At 57.8% G+C, this 19,466-nt stretch carries 14 protein-coding genes and 3 pseudogenes; 14 read left to right on the plus strand and 3 right to left on the minus strand.

What is annotated here, in order from left to right; all coding sequences use genetic code 11:
* Positions 1–70: 70 nt before the first annotated feature.
* From AWB79_RS22440 to AWB79_RS22450, 5 genes and pseudogenes are all read left to right on the plus strand, one after another.
* Positions 71–1,081: pseudogene (locus AWB79_RS22440) on the plus strand (extracellular solute-binding protein); the annotation flags it as partial.
* Between the two features lie 835 nt (positions 1,082–1,916).
* Positions 1,917–2,155 (plus strand): annotated as a pseudogene (locus AWB79_RS40530) (IS5/IS1182 family transposase); the annotation flags it as partial.
* 36 nt (positions 2,156–2,191) lie between these two features.
* A pseudogene (locus tag AWB79_RS41070) lies at positions 2,192–2,290 on the plus strand (IS6 family transposase); the annotation flags it as partial.
* Positions 2,291–2,982: 692 nt separating this feature from the next.
* Complete coding sequence (locus AWB79_RS22445; protein WP_157695828.1) at positions 2,983–3,777, plus strand: class I SAM-dependent methyltransferase; 795 nt, start codon at positions 2,983–2,985, stop codon at positions 3,775–3,777.
* Positions 3,778–4,216: 439 nt separating this feature from the next.
* A complete protein-coding gene (locus tag AWB79_RS22450; protein ID WP_061169642.1) occupies positions 4,217–5,356 on the plus strand; it encodes a GNAT family N-acetyltransferase in 1,140 nt (379 codons plus the stop codon).
* Positions 5,357–5,872: 516 nt separating this feature from the next.
* Here AWB79_RS22450 and AWB79_RS22460 read toward each other — a convergent pair.
* Positions 5,873–6,427, minus strand: coding sequence for an MATE family efflux transporter (locus AWB79_RS22460; RefSeq protein ID WP_061169644.1), 555 nt, complete (start codon positions 6,425–6,427; stop codon positions 5,873–5,875).
* An 854-nt stretch (positions 6,428–7,281) separates the two neighbouring features.
* On the opposite strand from AWB79_RS22460, the gene AWB79_RS22465 reads away from it, so the two are divergent.
* The 5 genes from AWB79_RS22465 to AWB79_RS22485 all read left to right on the plus strand — a co-directional run bounded on the left by AWB79_RS22465 (position 7,282) and on the right by AWB79_RS22485 (position 13,077).
* A complete protein-coding gene (locus AWB79_RS22465) occupies positions 7,282–7,839 on the plus strand; it encodes a hypothetical protein (RefSeq protein ID WP_061169645.1) in 558 nt (185 codons plus the stop codon).
* 56 nt (positions 7,840–7,895) lie between these two features.
* Complete coding sequence (locus AWB79_RS22470; protein ID WP_061169646.1) at positions 7,896–8,444, plus strand: hypothetical protein; 549 nt, start codon at positions 7,896–7,898, stop codon at positions 8,442–8,444.
* A 586-nt stretch (positions 8,445–9,030) separates the two neighbouring features.
* Entirely contained in the window at positions 9,031–10,473 is a 1,443-nt protein-coding gene (locus tag AWB79_RS22475; RefSeq protein WP_082862440.1) for a tyrosinase family protein, read from the plus strand.
* Between the two features lie 687 nt (positions 10,474–11,160).
* On the plus strand, positions 11,161–11,688 hold the full coding sequence (locus AWB79_RS22480) for a P-loop NTPase family protein (RefSeq protein ID WP_157695829.1): 528 nt from the start codon (positions 11,161–11,163) through the stop codon (positions 11,686–11,688).
* A gap of 243 nt (positions 11,689–11,931) precedes the next feature.
* Positions 11,932–13,077 carry a GNAT family N-acetyltransferase gene (locus AWB79_RS22485; RefSeq protein ID WP_061169649.1) on the plus strand — a complete coding sequence of 382 codons (1,146 nt, stop codon included), beginning with the start codon at positions 11,932–11,934 and terminating at the stop codon, positions 13,075–13,077.
* 204 nt (positions 13,078–13,281) lie between these two features.
* Here the strand turns inward: AWB79_RS22485 and AWB79_RS22490 are convergent, their stop codons facing one another.
* A complete protein-coding gene (locus AWB79_RS22490; RefSeq protein ID WP_157695830.1) occupies positions 13,282–13,818 on the minus strand; it encodes an MATE family efflux transporter in 537 nt (178 codons plus the stop codon).
* A 740-nt stretch (positions 13,819–14,558) separates the two neighbouring features.
* Here AWB79_RS22490 and AWB79_RS40540 point away from each other — a divergent pair.
* On the plus strand, positions 14,559–15,059 hold the full coding sequence (locus AWB79_RS40540) for a hypothetical protein (RefSeq protein ID WP_232470968.1): 501 nt from the start codon (positions 14,559–14,561) through the stop codon (positions 15,057–15,059).
* Between the two features lie 138 nt (positions 15,060–15,197).
* Here AWB79_RS40540 and AWB79_RS22500 read toward each other — a convergent pair whose 3' ends face one another.
* Positions 15,198–16,091: a LysR family transcriptional regulator gene (locus AWB79_RS22500; RefSeq protein ID WP_061169651.1), complete on the minus strand. Its 894-nt coding sequence runs from the start codon at positions 16,089–16,091 to the stop codon at positions 15,198–15,200.
* Positions 16,092–16,190: 99 nt separating this feature from the next.
* Here AWB79_RS22500 and AWB79_RS22505 point away from each other — a divergent pair, with 99 nt between their 5' ends.
* The 3 genes from AWB79_RS22505 (at position 16,191) to AWB79_RS22515 (ending at position 19,437) form a co-directional block, all read left to right on the plus strand.
* The gene (locus AWB79_RS22505) at positions 16,191–16,616 is read left to right on the plus strand and encodes a (R)-mandelonitrile lyase (RefSeq protein WP_061169701.1); all 426 of its coding nucleotides are present in this window, start codon (positions 16,191–16,193) and stop codon (positions 16,614–16,616) included.
* Positions 16,616–17,599, plus strand: a complete 984-nt coding sequence (locus AWB79_RS22510; protein WP_061169652.1) for an aldo/keto reductase — start codon at positions 16,616–16,618, stop codon at positions 17,597–17,599. Before AWB79_RS22505 ends, AWB79_RS22510 begins: the two co-directional genes overlap by 1 nt.
* A gap of 713 nt (positions 17,600–18,312) precedes the next feature.
* Positions 18,313–19,437, plus strand: a complete 1,125-nt coding sequence (locus AWB79_RS22515) for a YbdK family carboxylate-amine ligase (RefSeq protein WP_061169653.1) — start codon at positions 18,313–18,315, stop codon at positions 19,435–19,437.
* Positions 19,438–19,466: the final 29 nt, after the last annotated feature.

The raw sequence follows: 19,466 nt of genomic DNA on the forward strand, positions 1-19,466 counted from the left end.
CGGATATCGCTACGCCCTTACTTATCGACCCGGTTCGCATTTGAGCGCCAGCCTGCACTCACGGACGGTGCCGATGACCGATCTGCCGGCTGACTACGACCTCGACGACGTGGTCGAGGCGGCGCGGAGCGGCCTTTCCTACGATGGCCAGCTCCATGGGCTGCCGTTCTATGTCGAGAGTTCGATGACTTTTTATCGAAAGGATTTGTTCGAAGCGGCCGGACTCAAGATGCCGGATCAGCCGACTTACGACCAGATCAGGCAATTCGCCGAAACGCTTACCACTAAGGCCGCAGGTCAATATGGCATCTGCTTGCGCGGAAAGGCAGGCCGGGGCGAGAACATGGCGTACGTGTCGACCGTTATGAACACCTATGGTGGACGCTGGTTCGATGAGAACTGGAAAGCGCAGATCGATACGCCAGAGTGGCACAACGCGATCAGCTTCTATGCAGAGCTCTTGAAGAACGACGGGCCGCCCGGAGCGAGTTCGAACGGCTTCAATGAGAACCTTACGCTGATGTCGTCGGGGAAGTGCGCGATGTGGATCGATGCGACGGCCGCCGCAGGCATCCTCTACAACAAGTCGCAGTCGGCGGTGACGGACAGAATAGGCTTCGCTGCGGCGCCCATTGTGGTGACACCGAAGGGATCGCATTGGCTGTGGTCGTGGTCGCTGGCAATCCCCAAGACCTCAAAGTCGCGGGATGCTGCGAAGAAATCTGTTGCCTGGGCAACGTCGAACAGTACATCGAGATGGTTGGAGAAGACGAGGGTTGGGCATCCGTTCCCCCGAGCAGGAAGTCGACGTGTTGCACGTCCCGAGTACAAGCAGGCCGTTCCGTTCGGAGAGTTTGTATTGAAAGCGATCGAATCGGCCGACCCGAACGCCTCTTCGCTCAAGCAGGTGCCATACAGCGGCATTCAGTTCGTAGGCATCCCCGAGTTCCGGTCCTTCTGGACCGTGGTGGGGCAGGCCATAGCGGGCGTCGTTGCCGGACAAATTGGTGTTGACGCGGCGCTCAAGGCGGGCAACGCTGCCGCCGATCGCGCCGTGAAGCGGGCGGGTTATCAGAAATAGGGCCCCGAAATTGCGTTTCGCGGTGCCCGGGCGCCGCCGCTTACACTCGATGCTCGACAAATCCGCTCTGAAAGACCTTCTGTCGCGAAAGTAGCCAGCCCGCAAGCCAAACGCGAGGCGCTCCGAATCTTGATGACCGGATGCGCAATGGGTATCGCCTGGGCTTGCGGGCCGTTTGGGATTCCGCGGTCACTGTTCCATTATGAGTCGCGTCGAACCGACGATGAGCAGGCGCTGACGAGGCGGATGGCGGCTATCGAAGCTCAAAAGCGCCGCTACGGCTGTCGTCGCATTCACGTGCGGTTGCAGCGCGAAGGCTGGACGACCATAGATCACCCGTGCTGGCCAGCGCACGAGTCATCCAGCCCGCGTCTAGCGCGGAAGTGTTGTCATCGCATGCGATCAAGTGTCGCTTGCGCAGCAGGCCGACTGGGAGAAACTGACGGATTGGATATCACGGGGTCGTAAGTTGCGCGCGGGCTGACGTTCGCGCAACGCTTTTGGGACTCGTCAGCGGAAAGAAGCGGACCCCTCGTATCCGTATTCACAATGTCGTTTTCCCTATCGTATGACTGATGCTTGATTTGTTGATCTATAGCGTTGAGCGCGCACATGTCTCGTTCGGCCTCGAGCTTATGCTCTGCGTAGGTACTCCAGGCAAACCACGAGGCCGCGAGCGACCACGCGACGACGGCAGTAGTATTGAGTAACTTCACTGCTCCCACTCCGGTGGTATCGCAAACGCAGAGCGCTTGTCGTTTGTTCCGATCGTGCCGGCTTTTCATGCTGCGGATTGTAGGTCAAGAAGCAGAGGAGCGGCAGCGTTGGTGTGGGCCTCGAGACTTTTACACCCATCAGTGGCAAGCGCGGCGACCCACTATCGAAGCCGGGCGTCGTCCTGGACGATAGAGGCTACGTGACGAGCATCGGCACCCGTTGCATGGAGCAGGCATCGCTCGACGCGGTCAGCCTCACGGCATCGAGCTCGAAAGCTCGTGGCTTCACACCATTCGCTGCCTATGCCTTCGTTCAGTACTGCCCATCCACGCGGCATTTTCGACAATTGCTTGCTGAAGTATTTGCTTGTGAAAGGAGAGGTCACGGTGTGCTTATGCGACGTATCTGCTGAGTCTTAGACACCTGGAAGAGACGCTGGCGCAGCGAGGCATATCGGGCCCCCATTCAACCGTGCGCCGCTGGGCGATCAAGCGACGTATGCGACGCATGCTGGGCTTCAAGCACTTTCGTCGTGCCCGCGTCCCGTTGGACAGCATCGAGCTAATGCACAGCACTGCCACGCGCCAAATGGAGCGCCGTGAAACGGGTTTCACCTGTGCCGAAATGTTCTACTCTCTATCGGCATAAGCATTCCTAACTATACTGGATTTGGTCGGTATCTTGCCCCTATCGCGACAAAACCAAGCTGCCGTTCCGAGGCTCCATCAGATGAGTTGCAAGGTAGCGAGCCTCGTGCCGAACGCAGTGTGGGAGGGCGCGGTCGGCTATGTTCATACGCGTCGCTACGGAGGGATAGCCTGCAGAGCCTATTACGGGAAACGATCGTTTTCATGACGGGTGCATGGAGAGAGTCGCCCCACCCACGCTGGTCATCGAAACCGTCGAAATTGAACGAATCACGCATGCACAAGTTCGGCGCATCAATAAAAGATGCATGCTCGCGATGATGTATATTTTTCCGCCATGTGCGTGGTTGAGCGACATCAGTCTGCAAGTGCGATCGGACGAACGTTCGAAACGTTGTTAACGGTTGACATTCATCGCGGTGGCTTGAAAGAATAGCCGGGCTTGGAAGAAGGGACGAATTCGAAGAGCACGAAAAGCCGAGTTAATGAAGCGTTTTCCGAAGATGCTGATTTCCAACAATGAGGGGAATGCTCGCCATGGATCACGATGCCGTCAATCTAAAGGCGTACTCGACTCAGCGGGTCGTGAGCGACTTTTCGTCTGACCATATACTTCAGAAGGCCGAGGAGGTCATCTTCTCCAGGCTCGCGCCGCGCGTTGCGGGTGGCTCCATACTCGACATCGGCGTTGGATGTGGACGTACCACGCCAGCGCTGGTCGAAATCAGCGAAGATTACACAGGCATCGATTATTCAGCCGGAATGGTCGACGTGTGCAAGGAGCGTCTTCCTGAGCAACGCTTCCTGACGATGGATGCACGCAAGCTCGATGGCGCGTTCTCTCGCGACTACTTCGATCTCGTGGTCTTCTCGTTCAACGGCATCGATAACGTGGGACACGAGGACCGGCTGACGATCTTGTCGAAGATCCATCAGATTCTCAAGCCTGGCGGTTACTTCGTGTTTTCGAGCCATAACCGCGGTTTCGCCCAATTCGAGAATTTCGTTCATAGTCGCCCGAGCATTGGACTCAGCCTCAATCCGATGCGCACGCTGCGCAACATCTCGCGCTTTCCGCTGCAATACGCGAGGCACGCGAGAAACTCGCGGCAAAACGTCATCGAGGCCGACTACGCCGTGATCAACGAGCCCGCGGGCGATTTTCAGATGCTGCAGTACTACATCTCGATCGAGTCGCAAGCACGGCAGTTGCGCGCACTCGGGTTCAGCGAGCGCATCGAATCCTACGATCTCAATGGCGCGCTCATCGAGCACAATCGCGGTGACGCTCGCGACAGCGGATGGGTCTATTACGTCGCGACCAAGCCCTGAGTACGCATGTAAGGGAAAGAGGCTTGTATGAACGCGCTGTTGTCTGACGGTCGACATCGGGTTAGCCCTTGCCTCGAATGATTCGGTCGATGCGTACATTCGTCGTGTTGATGAAAACAGGTACGATTTCCACATTACCTGTTCAAACGGGGCAAAGCTGGATGTTAAGCGATGCCGATATTGCCTAGGTTTGTTCCTTGAAATGCTGAACACCAGCACGTAAGATTCGCCCGAGTAATCCGATCGCCAATCTCGGGTTCAGCAACAAACGAGGGATTGCATCCTGTCCCGAGCGCAGAGCATCCGGGAGCGAGTCGCACACCATTGGTTCATTGTCAATAATCGGATTCACGTCTTGGTCTTATTAAAGACGGTGGTCCGCCGCAATATGAAAACACCGACGAGCACGAAGCTCGCATCGACGGAGAGGGTCAGTGTGATGGCAAACGCCACGAGATTCGAGACGATTTCCACTATCAACAGATTCGAGTCACTACGCGGAGAATGGGAAGATTTGTGGACGAGGGCCGGCGGAGGCTTCAGTCAGGAATTCGACTTCTGCCTGCGCACGCTCAGGGACCTCGTTCTTCCGGAAGGCGGACAGTTGTGCTGCATAGTCGCATGGAAAGGCGAGCGCCTGGCGCTTGTCTGGCCACTGATCCGCTATCGGGAGATGCTTTGGCGAGCTATTCGTCCGCTCGCACCCGACGGGTCGGTGTTCACAAGTATCCTGGCAGAGGAAGGCCCGGAATACGGTGAACTGGTCGGCTCGGCGTGGCGGATGCTGCGCGCGCAAGGAGGATCCGACCTGCTCAACCTGCCGCATGTGCGAGCAGGCTCGCTGCTATTCGACCATGTTTCCAAATCCGGCACTGTCGAACGCGCCGAGGAGTCGGAGATCGCTGTCCTCCGGTCCCGTCTGCGAGGCGACTGGGCCGCTTTCCGTCAGTCGTTGCCGGCTAAGCCGAGAAAGGAACTCGATACCTGCAAGCGCCGCCTCGACAGAGAGGGCACGGTTTCGATGTATATCGCGGATCTTCGTGATCCGGCGAGCACCTCGCTCATCGATGATTTTTTTCTCTGGAAACAGCAGTGGGCTGAAAGGGCCGGAAAAAGCGGCTCCCTTTTCACGCCGCGTTTCCGCTCTTTTTTCATCTCCCTTTTGCGGGACAGCGCGGAGGGCGGAAGCTTTCGCCTTTTTGTTCTAGCGCTGAATGACAAGCCGATCGCAGTCAACCTGATCGCGGTCGAGAAGCGAACGGTGCACGGCGTGCAAGCCGCGTTCGACGATGCCTATGGGAAATTCACGCCGGGCGCGGTGTTGCTCGAATATGTCGTGAAATGGGCGTTCGAAAGCGGCCGCGATTTCGACTTCGGCGCGGGCGGTGGCAAGTACAAGACCGTATGGGCGCAAGGCTCCTGCTATTCGAGAACGGACTTTCGAATTGCAATGAGTCAGTGGGGCAGGGTTGCCTTTCTGATCTCCGACCTTCGTCGCTGGTATCGCTCGAGGGCCGTCAATCGGGCCAAACCTGTCGCCGTGCAAGGCAATCCGGGCAGGTCCGAACTGGAGCCTTGATCCAAACGAGAGGTTCGCGTGGCGCGCCCGTCGGGCGCGCTTTTTTTTCGCCTCCGCCCGGCCGACAGTGCGCAGGAACGCCAGGTAATACGCGAAGCCGATCGCCGTCACGATTCAGGTTGCGAGCAGCACGCCCTGCGCGTCGTAACGAGGCGCCAGGAGCATATTCGCCGCATCACTGCGATGAGCGTGAGCGTCCGGAAGGGGGGCTGGCTCACGAACAATTGAATGATGATGAGGGTGCCGAAGGCAAACGGGATCTGGAGCACTCCGGTGCGGAAGGGCAGCGTCACCGCCGCTGTGTCCTCTGCTTTGAGTGAGTCTCACTGAAACAGCACTTCGATGATCCATGGTACGAGAAGCCACGAGATCACCGCGCAAATTCGACCCAGAGCAAGCATCACAACCGACCATTTGAATGCGATGTCCTGCGCGCGCATGATTGTTCACCGCCTGCATTTCGGCGAGGAAGCATGGCCCGACTTCTTGCGAGCGCGCTCATGCCGAGCATCAGCATCAGAACGCGATTCGCGTAGCAGTACGTTGCAATGGCTCTGTCTCCGCATGCACAAGGAAATACTGGTCGAGCGGCGTGATCATGCTGACGATGATGCCGCCGAACGCCAACATGCCGATGGAACGAAGTGTCTTGCCCCAATGGGGCGAGCGGAACGAACACCACGGCCTTACTCGCTTTCCGTCCGCCTTCCTCGCGAGCACGCGAAGCAGGATCGCTTGCAGCGCCACGCCGACGGAAATGCCGGGCATCAGTGGACGCAGCGAGTCATGATGCGGCATGGCTAGGATGAAGCACAGCAGAACGAGAGCCGGCATGCATTCGATGAGCGTGTGGATCTGCTTTTCACAGGATTGAAGCCGTGCGGTTGCGATGTCCACGGTAAAGCTCAATATGCCGACGGGCGCAAGCCCCGCGATCAATTGAAACCACATCTCGCGCGTCTCGGCGGACAGATTGCCCGCCGCCACATGTGCGACAAGCGGCCAAGCGATCAACAGAGTGGAGGTGAGCAACACACCGAGCACGAGGCACACTGCTTCGAGTTCGTTCAAGAACTGCGCTATTTTTCCTTGCTCTTGCGCATGCTCACGAAGAGCTGCACGAGAAGAATGCTCAGTTCGGTCGTGAGCGCAAGCGGAAGCCACGTAACGAGCGTGATCGCAAGATTGGACGTTCAGAATGCGTCTTCTCAGTACGCCAATTGCGGGTGTCATCACATAGTCTCCGAAGCTTGATAGGCATCTTGCGTCGTTACTCGAAGGCATCGCGCGATGTGCGCTCGTTTGAGACCGCATCGGGACAGCGAAACTATGCCGTCGCGTGTGGCGCGTGTGGCGCGTGATGCGCGGGCGCGCAATTCCGCCCTTCAGTGCCGGGCGCTCGCGCAACATGACTCGTCAGACTATTGGCGTTGGAGATTATTTTGAGGGCGGTTGGGTCCGTGCGACAAGAATACCGGCAGGGGGAATTTAGATGGATTCGCTACCGTTCTTTGCGCAAGCGCTCCTGAAAGCCCGTCGCACATCTACGGACCCGTGAAGACATCAAACGATAAAGTCATTGGAGAGCGCGATACGCTATCGATTCATCCATGCTTTTGATTGAACAGATCCTGGTTTTGCAAGTGCCCCGTACATTAAATACATCGGACGGAATCGAGGCCTCGCAGGGCGCCGGCGCCCAGAGCTTCGTTCATGCACCGCTTGAATCCCGATAGCCATATCAACACTAGAACGGCTGCTTTTTTTTCAGAAAAAAAGGACCTCCAACGATCGGTTATAGGCATCGTTGCGCAATCTGACTCTTGAACTTTGCAATACGTCGAAGGCAGTCCTATCCTATCTGAAACCGTTTCGAAGTTATGTCGCCATCCGGCCAACGCGGGTAACCGCAAAGGGGTGCAGGCATGCGTGCGATCGTCGTTTCAGCGTTCCTGTTGCTCCAGATGTCCGTCTCCTTCGCCGGCGGCGAGTCGCTACTGGTCTTCGACGCGCAAGGCAAGTTCGTCGCGCCGCTCGACGATTTCGGAGGCCCTGGAGTCTATCTGACGGTAAATGGGGTCGTCGCGTTCGCTCCTCTCGAAAGAGTCATCGTATCCGGAGACGGCGGTCCGCAAACCGTCTATTCGGCAACGCAATTCAGATGGTCGGGAACGAATGCGGCCGACTATACCTCGTCTGACTGCGGCGGCACGCCGGTCATCACCCTCATCACCGGAGTTCGACCGGCGACGTCGGTCAGGCTTGGCTCTGATGTCACGTTGTATGTCGCCCCTGCAACGAACTCCGCTCCGGTCCAGATCGGCTCGGTTCGGTCGGGTCCGAACTTCGTTTGCACGGCGTCCAATCCGCCGACCACCGAGTACGGCTGGCCGACGGAAACCACGTACTCGTTGACCGGCGCTCATCCGGAGCCTTTAACCATCCGCTTTCCAAGCGAAAGTCTGTATCAGCGATGGCGCTAGTCGCTCTGCGGACTCGAGCTTCCATCAATCGATGAGTGCGGCCCCGAGGTGCTGACATGCGTGGACTGATCGTATTGGCACTGCTGTTGTCGAGTATGACGACGTCATTCGCCGAGGAGCACCAGGAGCATCATCGACGGCCTGTCCTTCAGGTCTTCGACGCCAATGGCAAGGCGGTCGGCGCCTTCGTATACGCAGGAGGCAACTCAGGCGTGTTCATCACGGTGAACGGCGCCGCGGTGTTCGTGCCGGTCACGCGGCGGCAGGTGTCGGGGACCGGCAATCAGATCAGCTATTCGGCGACCGAGTTCACGTGGGGATGGTACTTTATCAACCAGTTCTCTTCGGCGGATTGCAGCGGCTCTCCGCTCATCACTGATGGTACCGGACCAAGGCCTTCATTTGCGCTCAGAAGTGGCTCGAACGTTACGGTTTTCGCCGCACCGGCGTCGAATTCGCAATTCCTGAGCGTCTCGTCGTACATAATCGGCACCAACGGCCAATGCCAGCGTTACGCTACGCCGGTCACTGCGTCCGGCTGGCCGATCGAGTCGAGCTATGTAATCACGGACGATCATCCCGAGCCGCTGTCAATCCATTATTGACGAATCGAAAATGACCCGCTCGGTTCCCATGCGAAAACGTCGTCTGCCGGCGAACGCATTCTGATTCTTCTGCCGATCTTATTCGCATTGCAGCGATATGCGGGGACGCATCCATAACTCCACCGCAGTCCGAACCAGTTCACGCAATCGACAACGCGCGCTCGCACATCGTTCGCCATCTCGAACGAGCCGTCGCAGCGCGCGGGCCGCTATCACGCGCTTCTGAATTCGATGGCGAGTGAGAGATACCTGAAAACGGCCCTATCAAGATAGACCTAGGTAAATCTCGGGTGATAAAAGAAATGCCGAAAGCAATTGGTAAACTAAGGATGGCAGAACAATACGTAAAAATGAAAAGGTGCGTTTCCATGGCTTAAGGACGAACGAGCGTATCGTAAAAGCGTATGTGCGATAGCGCACATGCAATCATTAGGCTTTCAAAATAACGATTGAACCTTGCCCGCCGTCGTCCATACTTGAATGCATCGATACCGGATAAATTGTCCATCACCCGATGCGTTAATCGCGGCGATGTCGCGGACGGCCAGCCGCCTCAACTCTGGCTTCTTTTGGTCAAGGGGTTCATATGGTCACTACTTCAATCAGTCGGCGTGCGTTCGTTCAAGGAACCACGTCGGCGCTGGCACTGGCATCGCTTCCGAGAATCAGCCTGGCGGCGACGCCTATCATTCGACTGGAATGGCAGGTATTCAAAACAACTTCTCACTACGCGCCGTATCTCAATGCGCTCCGAACGATGCAAGCTACTCCGGGAAGTACGAGTTCGAACGCATGGCAATACTGGGCCAACATTCACGCGAATTATTGTCCGCACGACAAAGCATACTTTCTCGCCTGGCATCGCGGCTACCTCTATTATCTGGAACAACGACTGAGGACCATTTCCGGCGACACCACCCTCATGCTTCCATATTGGGATTACTACACATACCCGACCATACCCTCAGAATTCACGGACACCGCGAGCGGTAATCCGCTGTACACTTCGCGCGTGAACACCAACGCTTATCAGGCGTTGAGCATGACTCCGTTCGGGACGGGCGTCACCAACTATCAGATCGGATTGAACAATGCGTTCGAAACCAATCTGGAAACCGCACCGCATGACCCCGTGCATGACATCATCGGGGGTTATATGGCGAACATATCCACGGCGGCGCTGGATCCACTCTTTTACCTGCATCACGCCAATCTCGATCGTTTGTGGAACGCGTGGACGCGTCGTTCGACGAGCAAGATGCCCGCGGCGACCAACTCATACTGGAACGGGACATTTACCTATGCCAGCAATCTGTCGATGGCCAGGTCCTTGACTCGCACCGTCGCGGGCTTCCCCAATCCTTACGACTACGCGAACGACAACATGCCGACCGGCTTGCCTCCGCAGGCACAGCAGGGACGAATTATCCGGGTGCAAGCGCCGGGCTTGGCGCTCCGCGCCCGGCCCGCGCTCGGCACGTTCAAGACAACCGGGCCAGGCAGCGTGTCCTCGACCCGGAACTCGCTCGGGGGGCTGACGGGTATCCCGCTCGGCAACAACTCCGTGAGCGCCGCCATCGGACTTCAGACGGCAGGACTGAATTCCCTGCGCGACGTGCTCGCGACATCGCCGGGCGGGCAACCGGCAACACCGTCGCAGGGCGTGGGACAGGCGAAGCATTTTCAGTATGTGAAGCTCACTTTTGACGGTCTGAGCACATCGACAGCGGGCGACGCAGGCGGCTATTTCTATAACATCTATCTGAATCTGCCTGCGAGCGGCGATGTCGATTCCGTCGGCGACGCGCATTTTGTCGGCACGATCGGGCCGTTCGATATTTCGGTGGCCAGGCAGCACACAAATGGCAGCAAGGATTTCGACGTTACCTATCTGTTGGCGCAACTGGGTCTCCCGAACATGAATCAGATGGTCGTGTCCTTTGAGCGCGTAAATGGCCCGAACTATGCGCAGGGCACTGTGGTCTCCGTCAACGAACTGCGTCTCGAGCTGGCCACGGACGCGCCCTGATACAGAAGCATCGGTAGCGATCGATTCGGCTGTTTTCGCACGCATCTATTCGCCATGCTCCCTGCACATCCGCCCGTGTCCTACCGATGCGGGCGGATGCTTCACGTCACGTCGGCTCATTTGTCGCGATTGCGATGTCCGGCTTCACAGTTCATTTCGGTGCTGGTTGGGTCTTTTCGTTGAGACATGGCGCTCAACACGAGTCGGATTAAATGAATTCGTCAGTCTATTGAAGATGATCCATAAGTAATACTAGGTATCATAGGGAAAAGAGCGACAGTACATCGATTCAATTTCCGCGCCGGTTCGCAAGTTTTCCGTGGGCAAACAGGGCGCGGCTCAGCTTATCCGGGGCGTCGTAGAACCGGTCGAGTTCGAAGGCGTGGACTTGCAGAAATTTGGTGTCGTTCCTGAGAGCTTGACCGAAGCGCAGCTCGCGAAGATGCAGGGCCCGACCGTCGTCGAGCGTTTGCTGGCAGCAACGTGCCCCATGACCGGGTGTCGGAGACTGCGAGTTTTACGTACCGCCGTTCAGGCTGCGATGACCGTAGCGCGCGACAATGTGGTCATGCTGAGCAGCCCAATGCCGCATGCGGAAAATCTTTCGCGTCGGCTAACTTCCCGGCCTTACTCGCCACGGGTGACAAACACGTGTTGCTCGTTGATGCGGACTTATGCCGCGGACGCTTGCAACGCACCCTGGGCCTGACGTGGGCCCCGGGCCTCGCCGAAGTGCTGGAAGGCTTGCGGTTCATCTTCAAACCGATTCGCCGCGAGGTCGTTCAGAATCTCGATTTTCTTGGCGTGCTCAGGTATCCAAATTCCGCGTCCAGAGCGCTTCCGAGAGGAGCCTTCGAGGCGATGCTGAGCGAAGCCGCGGATGACTACGACGTTGTTGTCATAGACGCACCGGCTGTGTTGGCCGTGTCCGATGTCGGGATCATTGCGCCTGCTACCGAAACCATCCTGCTTCTCGCGCTCTGGCGGCGTCAAGTTTGTTCGTTCGCTTTTGCACGAGTGTGCTCTAAAGCGACGGCCGCCCCGGCCAATCTTCACGCTAACGATCCTTTTGGAGAGTTCGGTTCGGTGAACGAATGTGCACTATTTGGAGCAATTACGCATCGCCCGTGTAAGTGTCACGACAGTTCTAAAAATAATAAGGGGTACCACATTGATTCGCGCTGTCTTCTTGAAATGATGAGCGCCAACACGTAAGATTCGCGTGACGCTCTGGTGTCCAATAACGAACGACTAATCATTTTCGCATTGCCTCTTTTTGCAGAAAGATTGTTCTCTTAATGGTATTGATATCGCAGTCTTTCGGAAGTAAGTCGCACATCATCGGTTCACAGTCAATCATCGGATACACGTCTTGATATGCTCAACGACGTTGGTCCGCCGCGATGCAAAACATACCGACGAGCGTGAAGCTCGCATCGACTTGATAGGGTCAGTGTGATGACAAGCCCCACGAGGTTCGAGACGATTTCTACGATCGAAAGATTCGGATCACTACGCGAGGAATGGGAGAGGTTGTGGGTGAGGGTCGGCGGCGGATTCGGTCAAGACTTTGAATTCTGCTTGCACGCGCTCAGGGACATTGCCATACCGGAGGGCGCACAGCTGCACTGCATCGTCGCATGGAAGGGGAATCGTCTGGTGCTCGTCTGGCCGCTGGTTCGATATCGTGAGTTGTTTTGGCGAGCGATTCGTCCGCTCGCGCCAGATGGGTCGGTGTGCACGAACGTTTTGGCCGAAGAAGGTCCGGAATATCGCGAGCTGGTCGACTCGGCGTGGCGCATGCTGAGTGAGCAAGGGGGATTCGATCTGCTTACTCTACCGCGCGTGCGAACTGGGTCGCTGCTGTTCGACCATGTTTCCAGGTGCAGCACTGTCGAACGCGCGGAGGCGTCCGAGATAGCAATCGTGCGTTCGCGCCTTCGGGGCGATTGGGACTCTTTTCGTCAATCGCTGCCGGCCAAGCAGAGAAAGGAGCTCGATACCTGGAAGCGTCGGCTTGATCGAGAAGGCAAGGTTTCGATGTACGTCGCGGATCTTCGCGATTCGGCGAGTACCTCGCTCATCGACGATCTTTTTCTCTGGAAACAGCAATGGGCTGAAAAGACGGGAAAAAAGGGAACTTTCTTCTCGCCGAATTTTCATTCTTTTCTCGTCGGCTTATTGAAGGACACTGCGGCAAGCGGTAGATTTCCCCTTTTTGTCCTGGCGATGAATGGCAGGCCGATCGCGGTGAATCTTGTCGCGGTCGAGGCGCGCACGGTGCACGGCGTGCAAGCTGCATTCGACGTCGAATATGGAAAGTTCACGCCGGGAGCAGTGCTGCTCGAATACGTGTTGAAGTGGGCGTTCGAAAGTGGCCGCGATTTCGACTTCGGCGCGGGCGGGGGCAAATACAAGGCAGTGTGGGCACAAGACTCCAGCTATTCGAGCACGGACTTTCGAATTTCGACGAGCCAATGGGGCCGGTTCGCCTTTTTGCTCTCGGACCTGCGGCGTTGGTATCGTTCGAGGTCCCTCAACAATCCGCGGACCAAACCGCTTGCTGTACACGGCGATCCACTCAGGTCCGAACTGGAGCCGTGATCGCGTGAAGTTTTAGCGGTGCGACCGCCGGGCGCGCGCTTACGCGCGCGACCCGTCGAGAGTGCGCAGGAATGCCAGATAGCACACGAAACCGATCGCCGTCATTATGCCGGCTGCAAGTGCCGAGCATCAGTGGAAGTAGCGAGTCGCGATGCGGCATCGTGAGGAAGAAGCCCTGCAGAACGAGGGCCGGCACGCATTCGATTAGCGTGTTGACATGCCTTTCACATCACATGATTGAAGCCGTGCTGCGGTGATGCAGACGGTAAAGCTCAGTACTCCGACGGGCGACATCCCCGCGAGCAAGTGAAAGCACATCTCGCGCGTCCCGGCGGACAAATTGCCAGCGGCGACGACGTACGCCACGAGTGGCCAGGCGATCAATAAAGCGGAGGTGAGCAATACACCGAGTACGAGGCACATTGCTTCGAGTTCGTTCAGGAACTGCGACATTTCTTCCTTGCTTTTGCGCATGCTCACGAAGAGAGGCACGAGAAGAATGCTCAGTTCGGCAATGAGCGTAAGTGGAAGCCAGGTGACGAGCGTGAGCGCAAGCTGCCAGGCGTCTACAGTACTCCCGATGCCGTAGCGGTACGCGATTGCCATCTCCTTGAATGCGCCGGCTCCTTTACCCAGGAACACAAACAGCGATACGACCGCGGTACCTTTCGCGATGCATTTATGGTCCGAATGAACGCTCAGAATGCGTCTTCTTAGTACGCCAATGGCAGATGTCAGCACGTGAACTCCGGAGCTTGATGGCATCCCGAGTTGTTTCTTCCGGGCCTCCCGCGATGTGCTCTCGTCGAGCCAACATCCGGACACGGCGACTATACCGTCGAGCGTGGCGAGTGTGCTTAAATCCGCTTCGCGCCGCGGGCATGAGCGCGAAACGACCTGGACAGCCTTTCTTTTTACGCAGAGAGATGGTTTGGAACTATTCCTGGAGACATGCAGTAAAAAATGCTCGAGTAAAACAGGGGGCGATCAACGTGGTGTACAAAATCATGAAGCCACGAATTGGTTCGCTCGATGCTCAGACCTTGTGCCCCGTCCGCGCCCGTGAAACGTTGGAGCGTTCTTAGCGGTGTAAGAAATCCTTAAGGTTGGATGCCTATTCTATAAGTCGGGTGATACTCGACGTGAGTCGTTCGATTCAGAAAGAGAAGATCGGCCGGTTTAATAAAGCGCGAATGAGAAAGTACGAACGGCCGCTTATCTGATCGACGATTTTCGACGATTCAGCTCTGTCTGACTCCGACCGACACATCGGGGCAAAGCGTTGCTGCGCACCAAGCTTATAAGGCACGTGTACACGCCGGCCGTAGTTCGCTCCAATGGAGCTATATTCATATCGTGCAATCTGTCTAAAGGCGCGCGGTAGACGTGACAGTATCATCTGCGTGTCTGCAATCGGCGGCGGCTGGCGCAGTCATGCGGTGGCAGAGCCGCTTGTTCCCGGATTCATCGGATGCTTGGCCATGGAACAAGACGTTCAGGCAACTTGCAGTTTCGAGCGTGTCCAGCGCGCATCGCGTCGTTCCTTGCTGCTTCGGTGGGTGCTGCCCACTTTGCTCCTTGGCGGATGCGGGGGAAACGATTCACCCGCACCGGTGTCGGCTCCGCAGCAGACTTTGATTGAGCCGCGTCCAATGGTCGAGCCGAGTCAAATGGCCGAGCCGAGTCAAATGGCCGAGTCGAACCCAACGTCGAGAGAGCAGGCGTCGGTGCCGACGGACAACGCTGTCGTACGGGCCTCAGATGCCGACGAGCTGGAACAACTCAGCGCATTGTCGGCGCTTTCACCGCTATCCGATCGCGAGAAGGCCAGGCTGTTCAAGGAACTGTCTTCGAAGTCGTCTTCGCAGCGGCGGGAATTGATCGACACGTATCCGGGTCTGGTCAAGCTGCCGGACCAGCAAAAGCAGATGCTTCTGGATGAGTTGGGAGAGATTGTCCCAATCACGGTGAGTCGGAAGTGAGCGCTGCGACGCTTGCGCCTTCGAGCATGGCGAAGAACGGGGAATACCTGGCAGCCGGAGCTCGTGCAGTTGTCCCTTGCGGAAATGGACCAAAGCGTCCTTGAACGACCGCATTAATGGTCCTTTGACGCAGGAACGTTACCCTCCTCGACGAAGCGCTTCGGCAACGACAACGAATGCCGGAGTCGGTTGCCGGCGGCTCGGATAGTACAGGTGAAAACCGGAAAACGACGGACACCAGTCGGTCAGCACACGCATCAGTTCCCCGCTCGCGAGTTGCGACTGCACTCGTTGCTCGGGCACGAAGGCGAGGCCGATGCCGGCAAGGGCAGCCTTCACGGCCATCGTCGCCGTATTGAACACGAGTTGCCCTTCGACGCGCACGTTCAGTTCGCGTCCTCCTTTCCTGAATTCCCACGCGTAGATGCCACCGGCGGTTGGTAGCCGGATGTTGATGCAGTTGTGCGCCGTCAGGTCCTGTGGCGTCTTCGGTTTCGAGTGCCTCGCGAAATACCCCGGTGTGCCGACCACGGCCATGCGCACATCGGGGCCGATGCGAACGGCGACCATATCCTTGGCGACTTGCTCGCCGAGCCGCACGCCTGCATCGAGCCGTTGTTCGACGATGTCCGTGAGCCCATTGTCGATGACGATTTCGATCGTGATATCCGGGTAGTCGGGCAGAAGCCGTTCGATCACCGGCCACAGCAGCATTTCCGCCGCGTGTTCTCCAGCGGCGATACGCACCAGGCCCGCCGGCGTGTCACGCAGCGCGGTGAGCGCGCTCAGCTCGGCCTCGATTTCTTCCAGGCGCGGCCCGACCGCCTGTATCAGCCGTTCGCCGGCTTGCGTCGGCGAGACATTGCGGGTGGTTCTCGTCAGAAGCCGGAGCCCGAGCCGCGCTTCCAGATTGCGCACGGTCTGACTCAGCGCGGACTGGGACACTCCGAGTTTCGCGGCGGCCCTGGTGAAACTGCCCTCGCGAGCGACAGAGAGAAATGCGGTGATATCGGATAGATCGGAGCGCGCCATTTATAAGCCCACCTTCTAACATCATGCGGATTTTAGCTCTTTATCACTGGCGGACGCATTGGTAAATTTAAGGCCGATATACCAATGCAAGGAGCATCGATGCAAATCACAAAATGCGGGTCGCTGCCTTCGGCGAAGGGACCCACTGAATACTTTACGGGTCGGGTGCGAGTCGATTCGCCGTTCGCGGGTGAGCGGCCGGCCCGGATCGGCGGCGCGACGGTGACCTTCGAACCGGGCGCGCGGACTGCCTGGCATACCCATCCGCTAGGTCAGACGCTGATCGTGACCGCAGGCCTTGGCTGGGTGCAACGCGAGGGCGGCGCGGTCCAGGCGATCAGGTCTGGCGACATTGTGTGGATCGCGCCCGGAGAAAAGCACTGGCACGGCGCTAGCGCGACCACGGCGATGACGCACATCGCTATTGCTGAAAAGCTTGACGGCAGCCCGGTGGACTGGATGGAAAAGGTCACGGACGAGCAATATCTGGCCGGCGTGACCGTAAGTGATCAAGGAGCTTTGTGATGAAGAAACGTACTCTCGGAAAGAGCGGACTGGAAGTCTCCGCTATCGGCCTTGGCTGCATGGGCTTGAGTTATGGCTATGGGCCCGCAGCGGAGAAGGACGATGCGATCAGGCTCATCCGCTCCGCCTTCGAGCATGGCGTGACCTTCTTCGATACCGCTGAGGCGTATGCACAGGGCGAAAACGAGGCACTGCTGGGCGAGGCGCTCGCGCCGTTTCGCGATCAGGTGGTGATCGCCACGAAATTCGGCTTCGAAGGCGGCGACGTTCAAAAAGGCGTCAATAGCAAGCCGGAGAACATTCGCGCGGTGACGGAGGCTGCGCTCAAGCGGCTGCGCACGGACCGTATCGATCTGCTCTATCAGCATCGAGTCGATCCAGGCGTGCCGATGGAAGACGTCGCCGGTACGGTCAAGGAGCTGATTCAAGAGGGCAAGGTCACGCATTTCGGCATGTCGGAGGCAGGCGCCGAGTCGATCCGCCGTGCGCATGCGGTGCAACCGGTGGCTGCGCTGCAGAGCGAATACTCGCTGTGGTGGCGCGAGCCTGAGAAAGAGATCCTGCCGTTGCTCGAGGAACTCGGTATCGGCTTCGTACCGTTCAGCCCGCTCGGCAAGGGTTTCCTGACCGGCGCTATCGACTCAAGCACCGGCTTTGACAAGTCAGACTTCCGCAATGTCGTGCCGCGCTTCTCCGAAGAGAATCGCAAGGCCAATCAGGCTCTGGTGGATGTGCTCAAGCGGATTGCCACGAGTCTGAATGCGACGCCGGCGCAGGTTGCGCTCGCGTGGTTGCTCGCGCAGAAGGCGTGGATCGCGCCAATTCCGGGAACGACGAAGCCGCATCGGCTGACGGAAAACGTCGGTGCCGATGCTATCGAACTGACGGCCGGCAACCTGAGCGACATCGATGCGCAGCTTGCGAACATCACGGTGCAAGGCGAGCGCTATCCCGCTCATTTGCAGGCGCGCGTGGGCAAGTAAAGCGCGTCGAGTTGAGGCGCTCGCTCTTGCCCGCAAATGTGTCTCGCGCGCCACATCGTTTTGGACGACCGTGCCGGCGGTGCGGCATTCGGGACGCCGCGCTGCGGAACGGCGCCTATCCTCATGTCCTCATCGCGATCATGAGACGGGATATCAATCTCGAGGCGAGCACGAACAATGCGCCGGAGATGCCGAAATCGGACCTGCACAGCAGATCGATCAAGTAGAGCGTCGATGGGACGAGGAGCGGGTGACAAATGACCTGACTGGTTATGCGTTTCATCGCAATCTCGCCTCGTTCGTTTGCTCGTCCCGTCGATGGTGTGGATCACACGCATTTGACGCGTGCAACGGACTTCCGGAATCAGGGTGCGATCTTGCGATCGCGATTGACTCAAGCTGATTGGTTCCGTTCTGCGACGTACTATGCCGCTCGGCATGTGCCCCCGTCCTGTTCGCGAGTCGCCGTCGATTGCCCGAAAGTCCGAATCCTGGCGTGACATGACGAACTCATGACCGAGGGTCCGCGCAAATTGACCAATCGTCTTGCGTGAGGAAGCAGCCACGCTTTCGCTGCGCCGATAACTTCAGTGCATGCATTACGTGCTTACCGGAGTGCGCGGCGGCTCGACAAGCGGCGCTTTCTCGCGAGTCAAGATGCGTAGAATGGTTACGCTGCTATCGGTCTTTACCTCAGCGCAACGGGACATCTCATGCTCCAGCCATTCGCGTCTTCAGATTCGTTCACGATCGGCGTCGAACTCGAGATTCAGGTGGTCAATACGCACGACTACAATCTGACAAAGGCGACAACGGAACTGCTGAGCCGGGTGAGGGAGGAAAGCTTCGCGGGGGCAATCAATCCGGAGACGACCGAGGGGATGATCGAGTTGTCCACCGGAGTGTGCAGAGACTTCCATCAGGCGAGAGGCGAGTTACAGGTTCTTCGCGATACGCTGGTACGGGCCGCCGATTTTTTGAATGTCGGGGTCTGCGGAGGAGGGACCAACTTTTTTCAGAACTGGTTCGACCAGCGTTCGGACGGACGCGAGCGCTCCGAGTACCTCATGGGGCTGTACGGCGCCCTCTACCAGCAATTCACGATTTTCGGGCAGCACGTGCATGTGGGCTGTCCCGACGCCGACTCGGCGCTGGTTCTGCTTCATTCCCTTTCGCGCTATGTTCCGCACTTCATCGCCTTGGCTGCTTCTTCTCCGTTTGTACAAGGAAGCGATACGCAGTTTCAGTGCGCGCGGCTCAATTCAGTCGCACCCTTTCCTTTATCCGGGCGAGCGCCGTTCATCACGAAGTGGTCGGAGTTCGAACAGTACTTCGAGCGCATGACGAAGACGGGTCTCGTCAAGAGTCTAAAGGACTTCTACTGGGACATTCGTCCAAGCCCGGGTTACGGCACCATTGAAGTTCGCGTCATGGATACGCCTCTGCGCGTCGAATGGGCCGCCGCCATCGCGGCCTATATTCAGGCGCTTGCGCGCTATCTGCTGATTGAAAGGCCTGCGCGCCTCAACGAACGGGATTATGAAGTGTATCGAACGAACCGGTTCATGGCGTGCCGCTTCGGTCTGGATGGAACGTATGTGAATCCGGAGACCAGGAATCCCGGTTCGATTCGCAGCGAGATAGTCGCCACGCTGGACGCCATCGCGGGCCAAGCTCGAATTCTGGGCGCAGAGGAAGGACTCGAAATCATCAGGCGCAACCTGAGCACCGGTCAGAGCGATGCCGACTGGTTACGCCTCGTCTACGGCGCGCATGACTCGTTGCACGAAGTTGTCCGGCAGCAATGTCGGATCTGGCGCGGAGCACAGTCGCCGTGATCCTTGCCCGAGATTTCGCCGAGTGCGCT

Origin of the sequence: Caballeronia hypogeia, from assembly GCF_001544875.2 — a bacterium.
GTDB classification, from domain to species: domain Bacteria; phylum Pseudomonadota; class Gammaproteobacteria; order Burkholderiales; family Burkholderiaceae; genus Caballeronia; species Caballeronia hypogeia.

Bases quoted from the DNA above. Each gene is read 5' to 3' on its own strand.
- AWB79_RS22485 (WP_061169649.1), top strand. From the start codon at position 11,932: ATGACAAGCCCCACGAGGTTCGAGACGATTTCTACGATCGAAAGATTC.
- AWB79_RS22470 (WP_061169646.1), top strand. From the start codon at position 7,896: ATGCGTGGACTGATCGTATTGGCACTGCTGTTGTCGAGTATGACGACG.
- AWB79_RS22445 (WP_157695828.1), top strand. From the start codon at position 2,983: ATGGATCACGATGCCGTCAATCTAAAGGCGTACTCGACTCAGCGGGTC.
- AWB79_RS22450 (WP_061169642.1), top strand. From the start codon at position 4,217: ATGGCAAACGCCACGAGATTCGAGACGATTTCCACTATCAACAGATTC.
- AWB79_RS22510 (WP_061169652.1), top strand. From the start codon at position 16,616: ATGAAGAAACGTACTCTCGGAAAGAGCGGACTGGAAGTCTCCGCTATC.
- AWB79_RS22505 (WP_061169701.1), top strand. From the start codon at position 16,191: ATGCAAATCACAAAATGCGGGTCGCTGCCTTCGGCGAAGGGACCCACT.
- AWB79_RS22465 (WP_061169645.1), top strand. From the start codon at position 7,282: ATGCGTGCGATCGTCGTTTCAGCGTTCCTGTTGCTCCAGATGTCCGTC.
- AWB79_RS22515 (WP_061169653.1), top strand. From the start codon at position 18,313: ATGCTCCAGCCATTCGCGTCTTCAGATTCGTTCACGATCGGCGTCGAA.
- AWB79_RS22475 (WP_082862440.1), top strand. From the start codon at position 9,031: ATGGTCACTACTTCAATCAGTCGGCGTGCGTTCGTTCAAGGAACCACG.
- AWB79_RS22500 (WP_061169651.1), bottom strand. From the start codon at position 16,091: ATGGCGCGCTCCGATCTATCCGATATCACCGCATTTCTCTCTGTCGCT.
- AWB79_RS40540 (WP_232470968.1), top strand. From the start codon at position 14,559: ATGGAACAAGACGTTCAGGCAACTTGCAGTTTCGAGCGTGTCCAGCGC.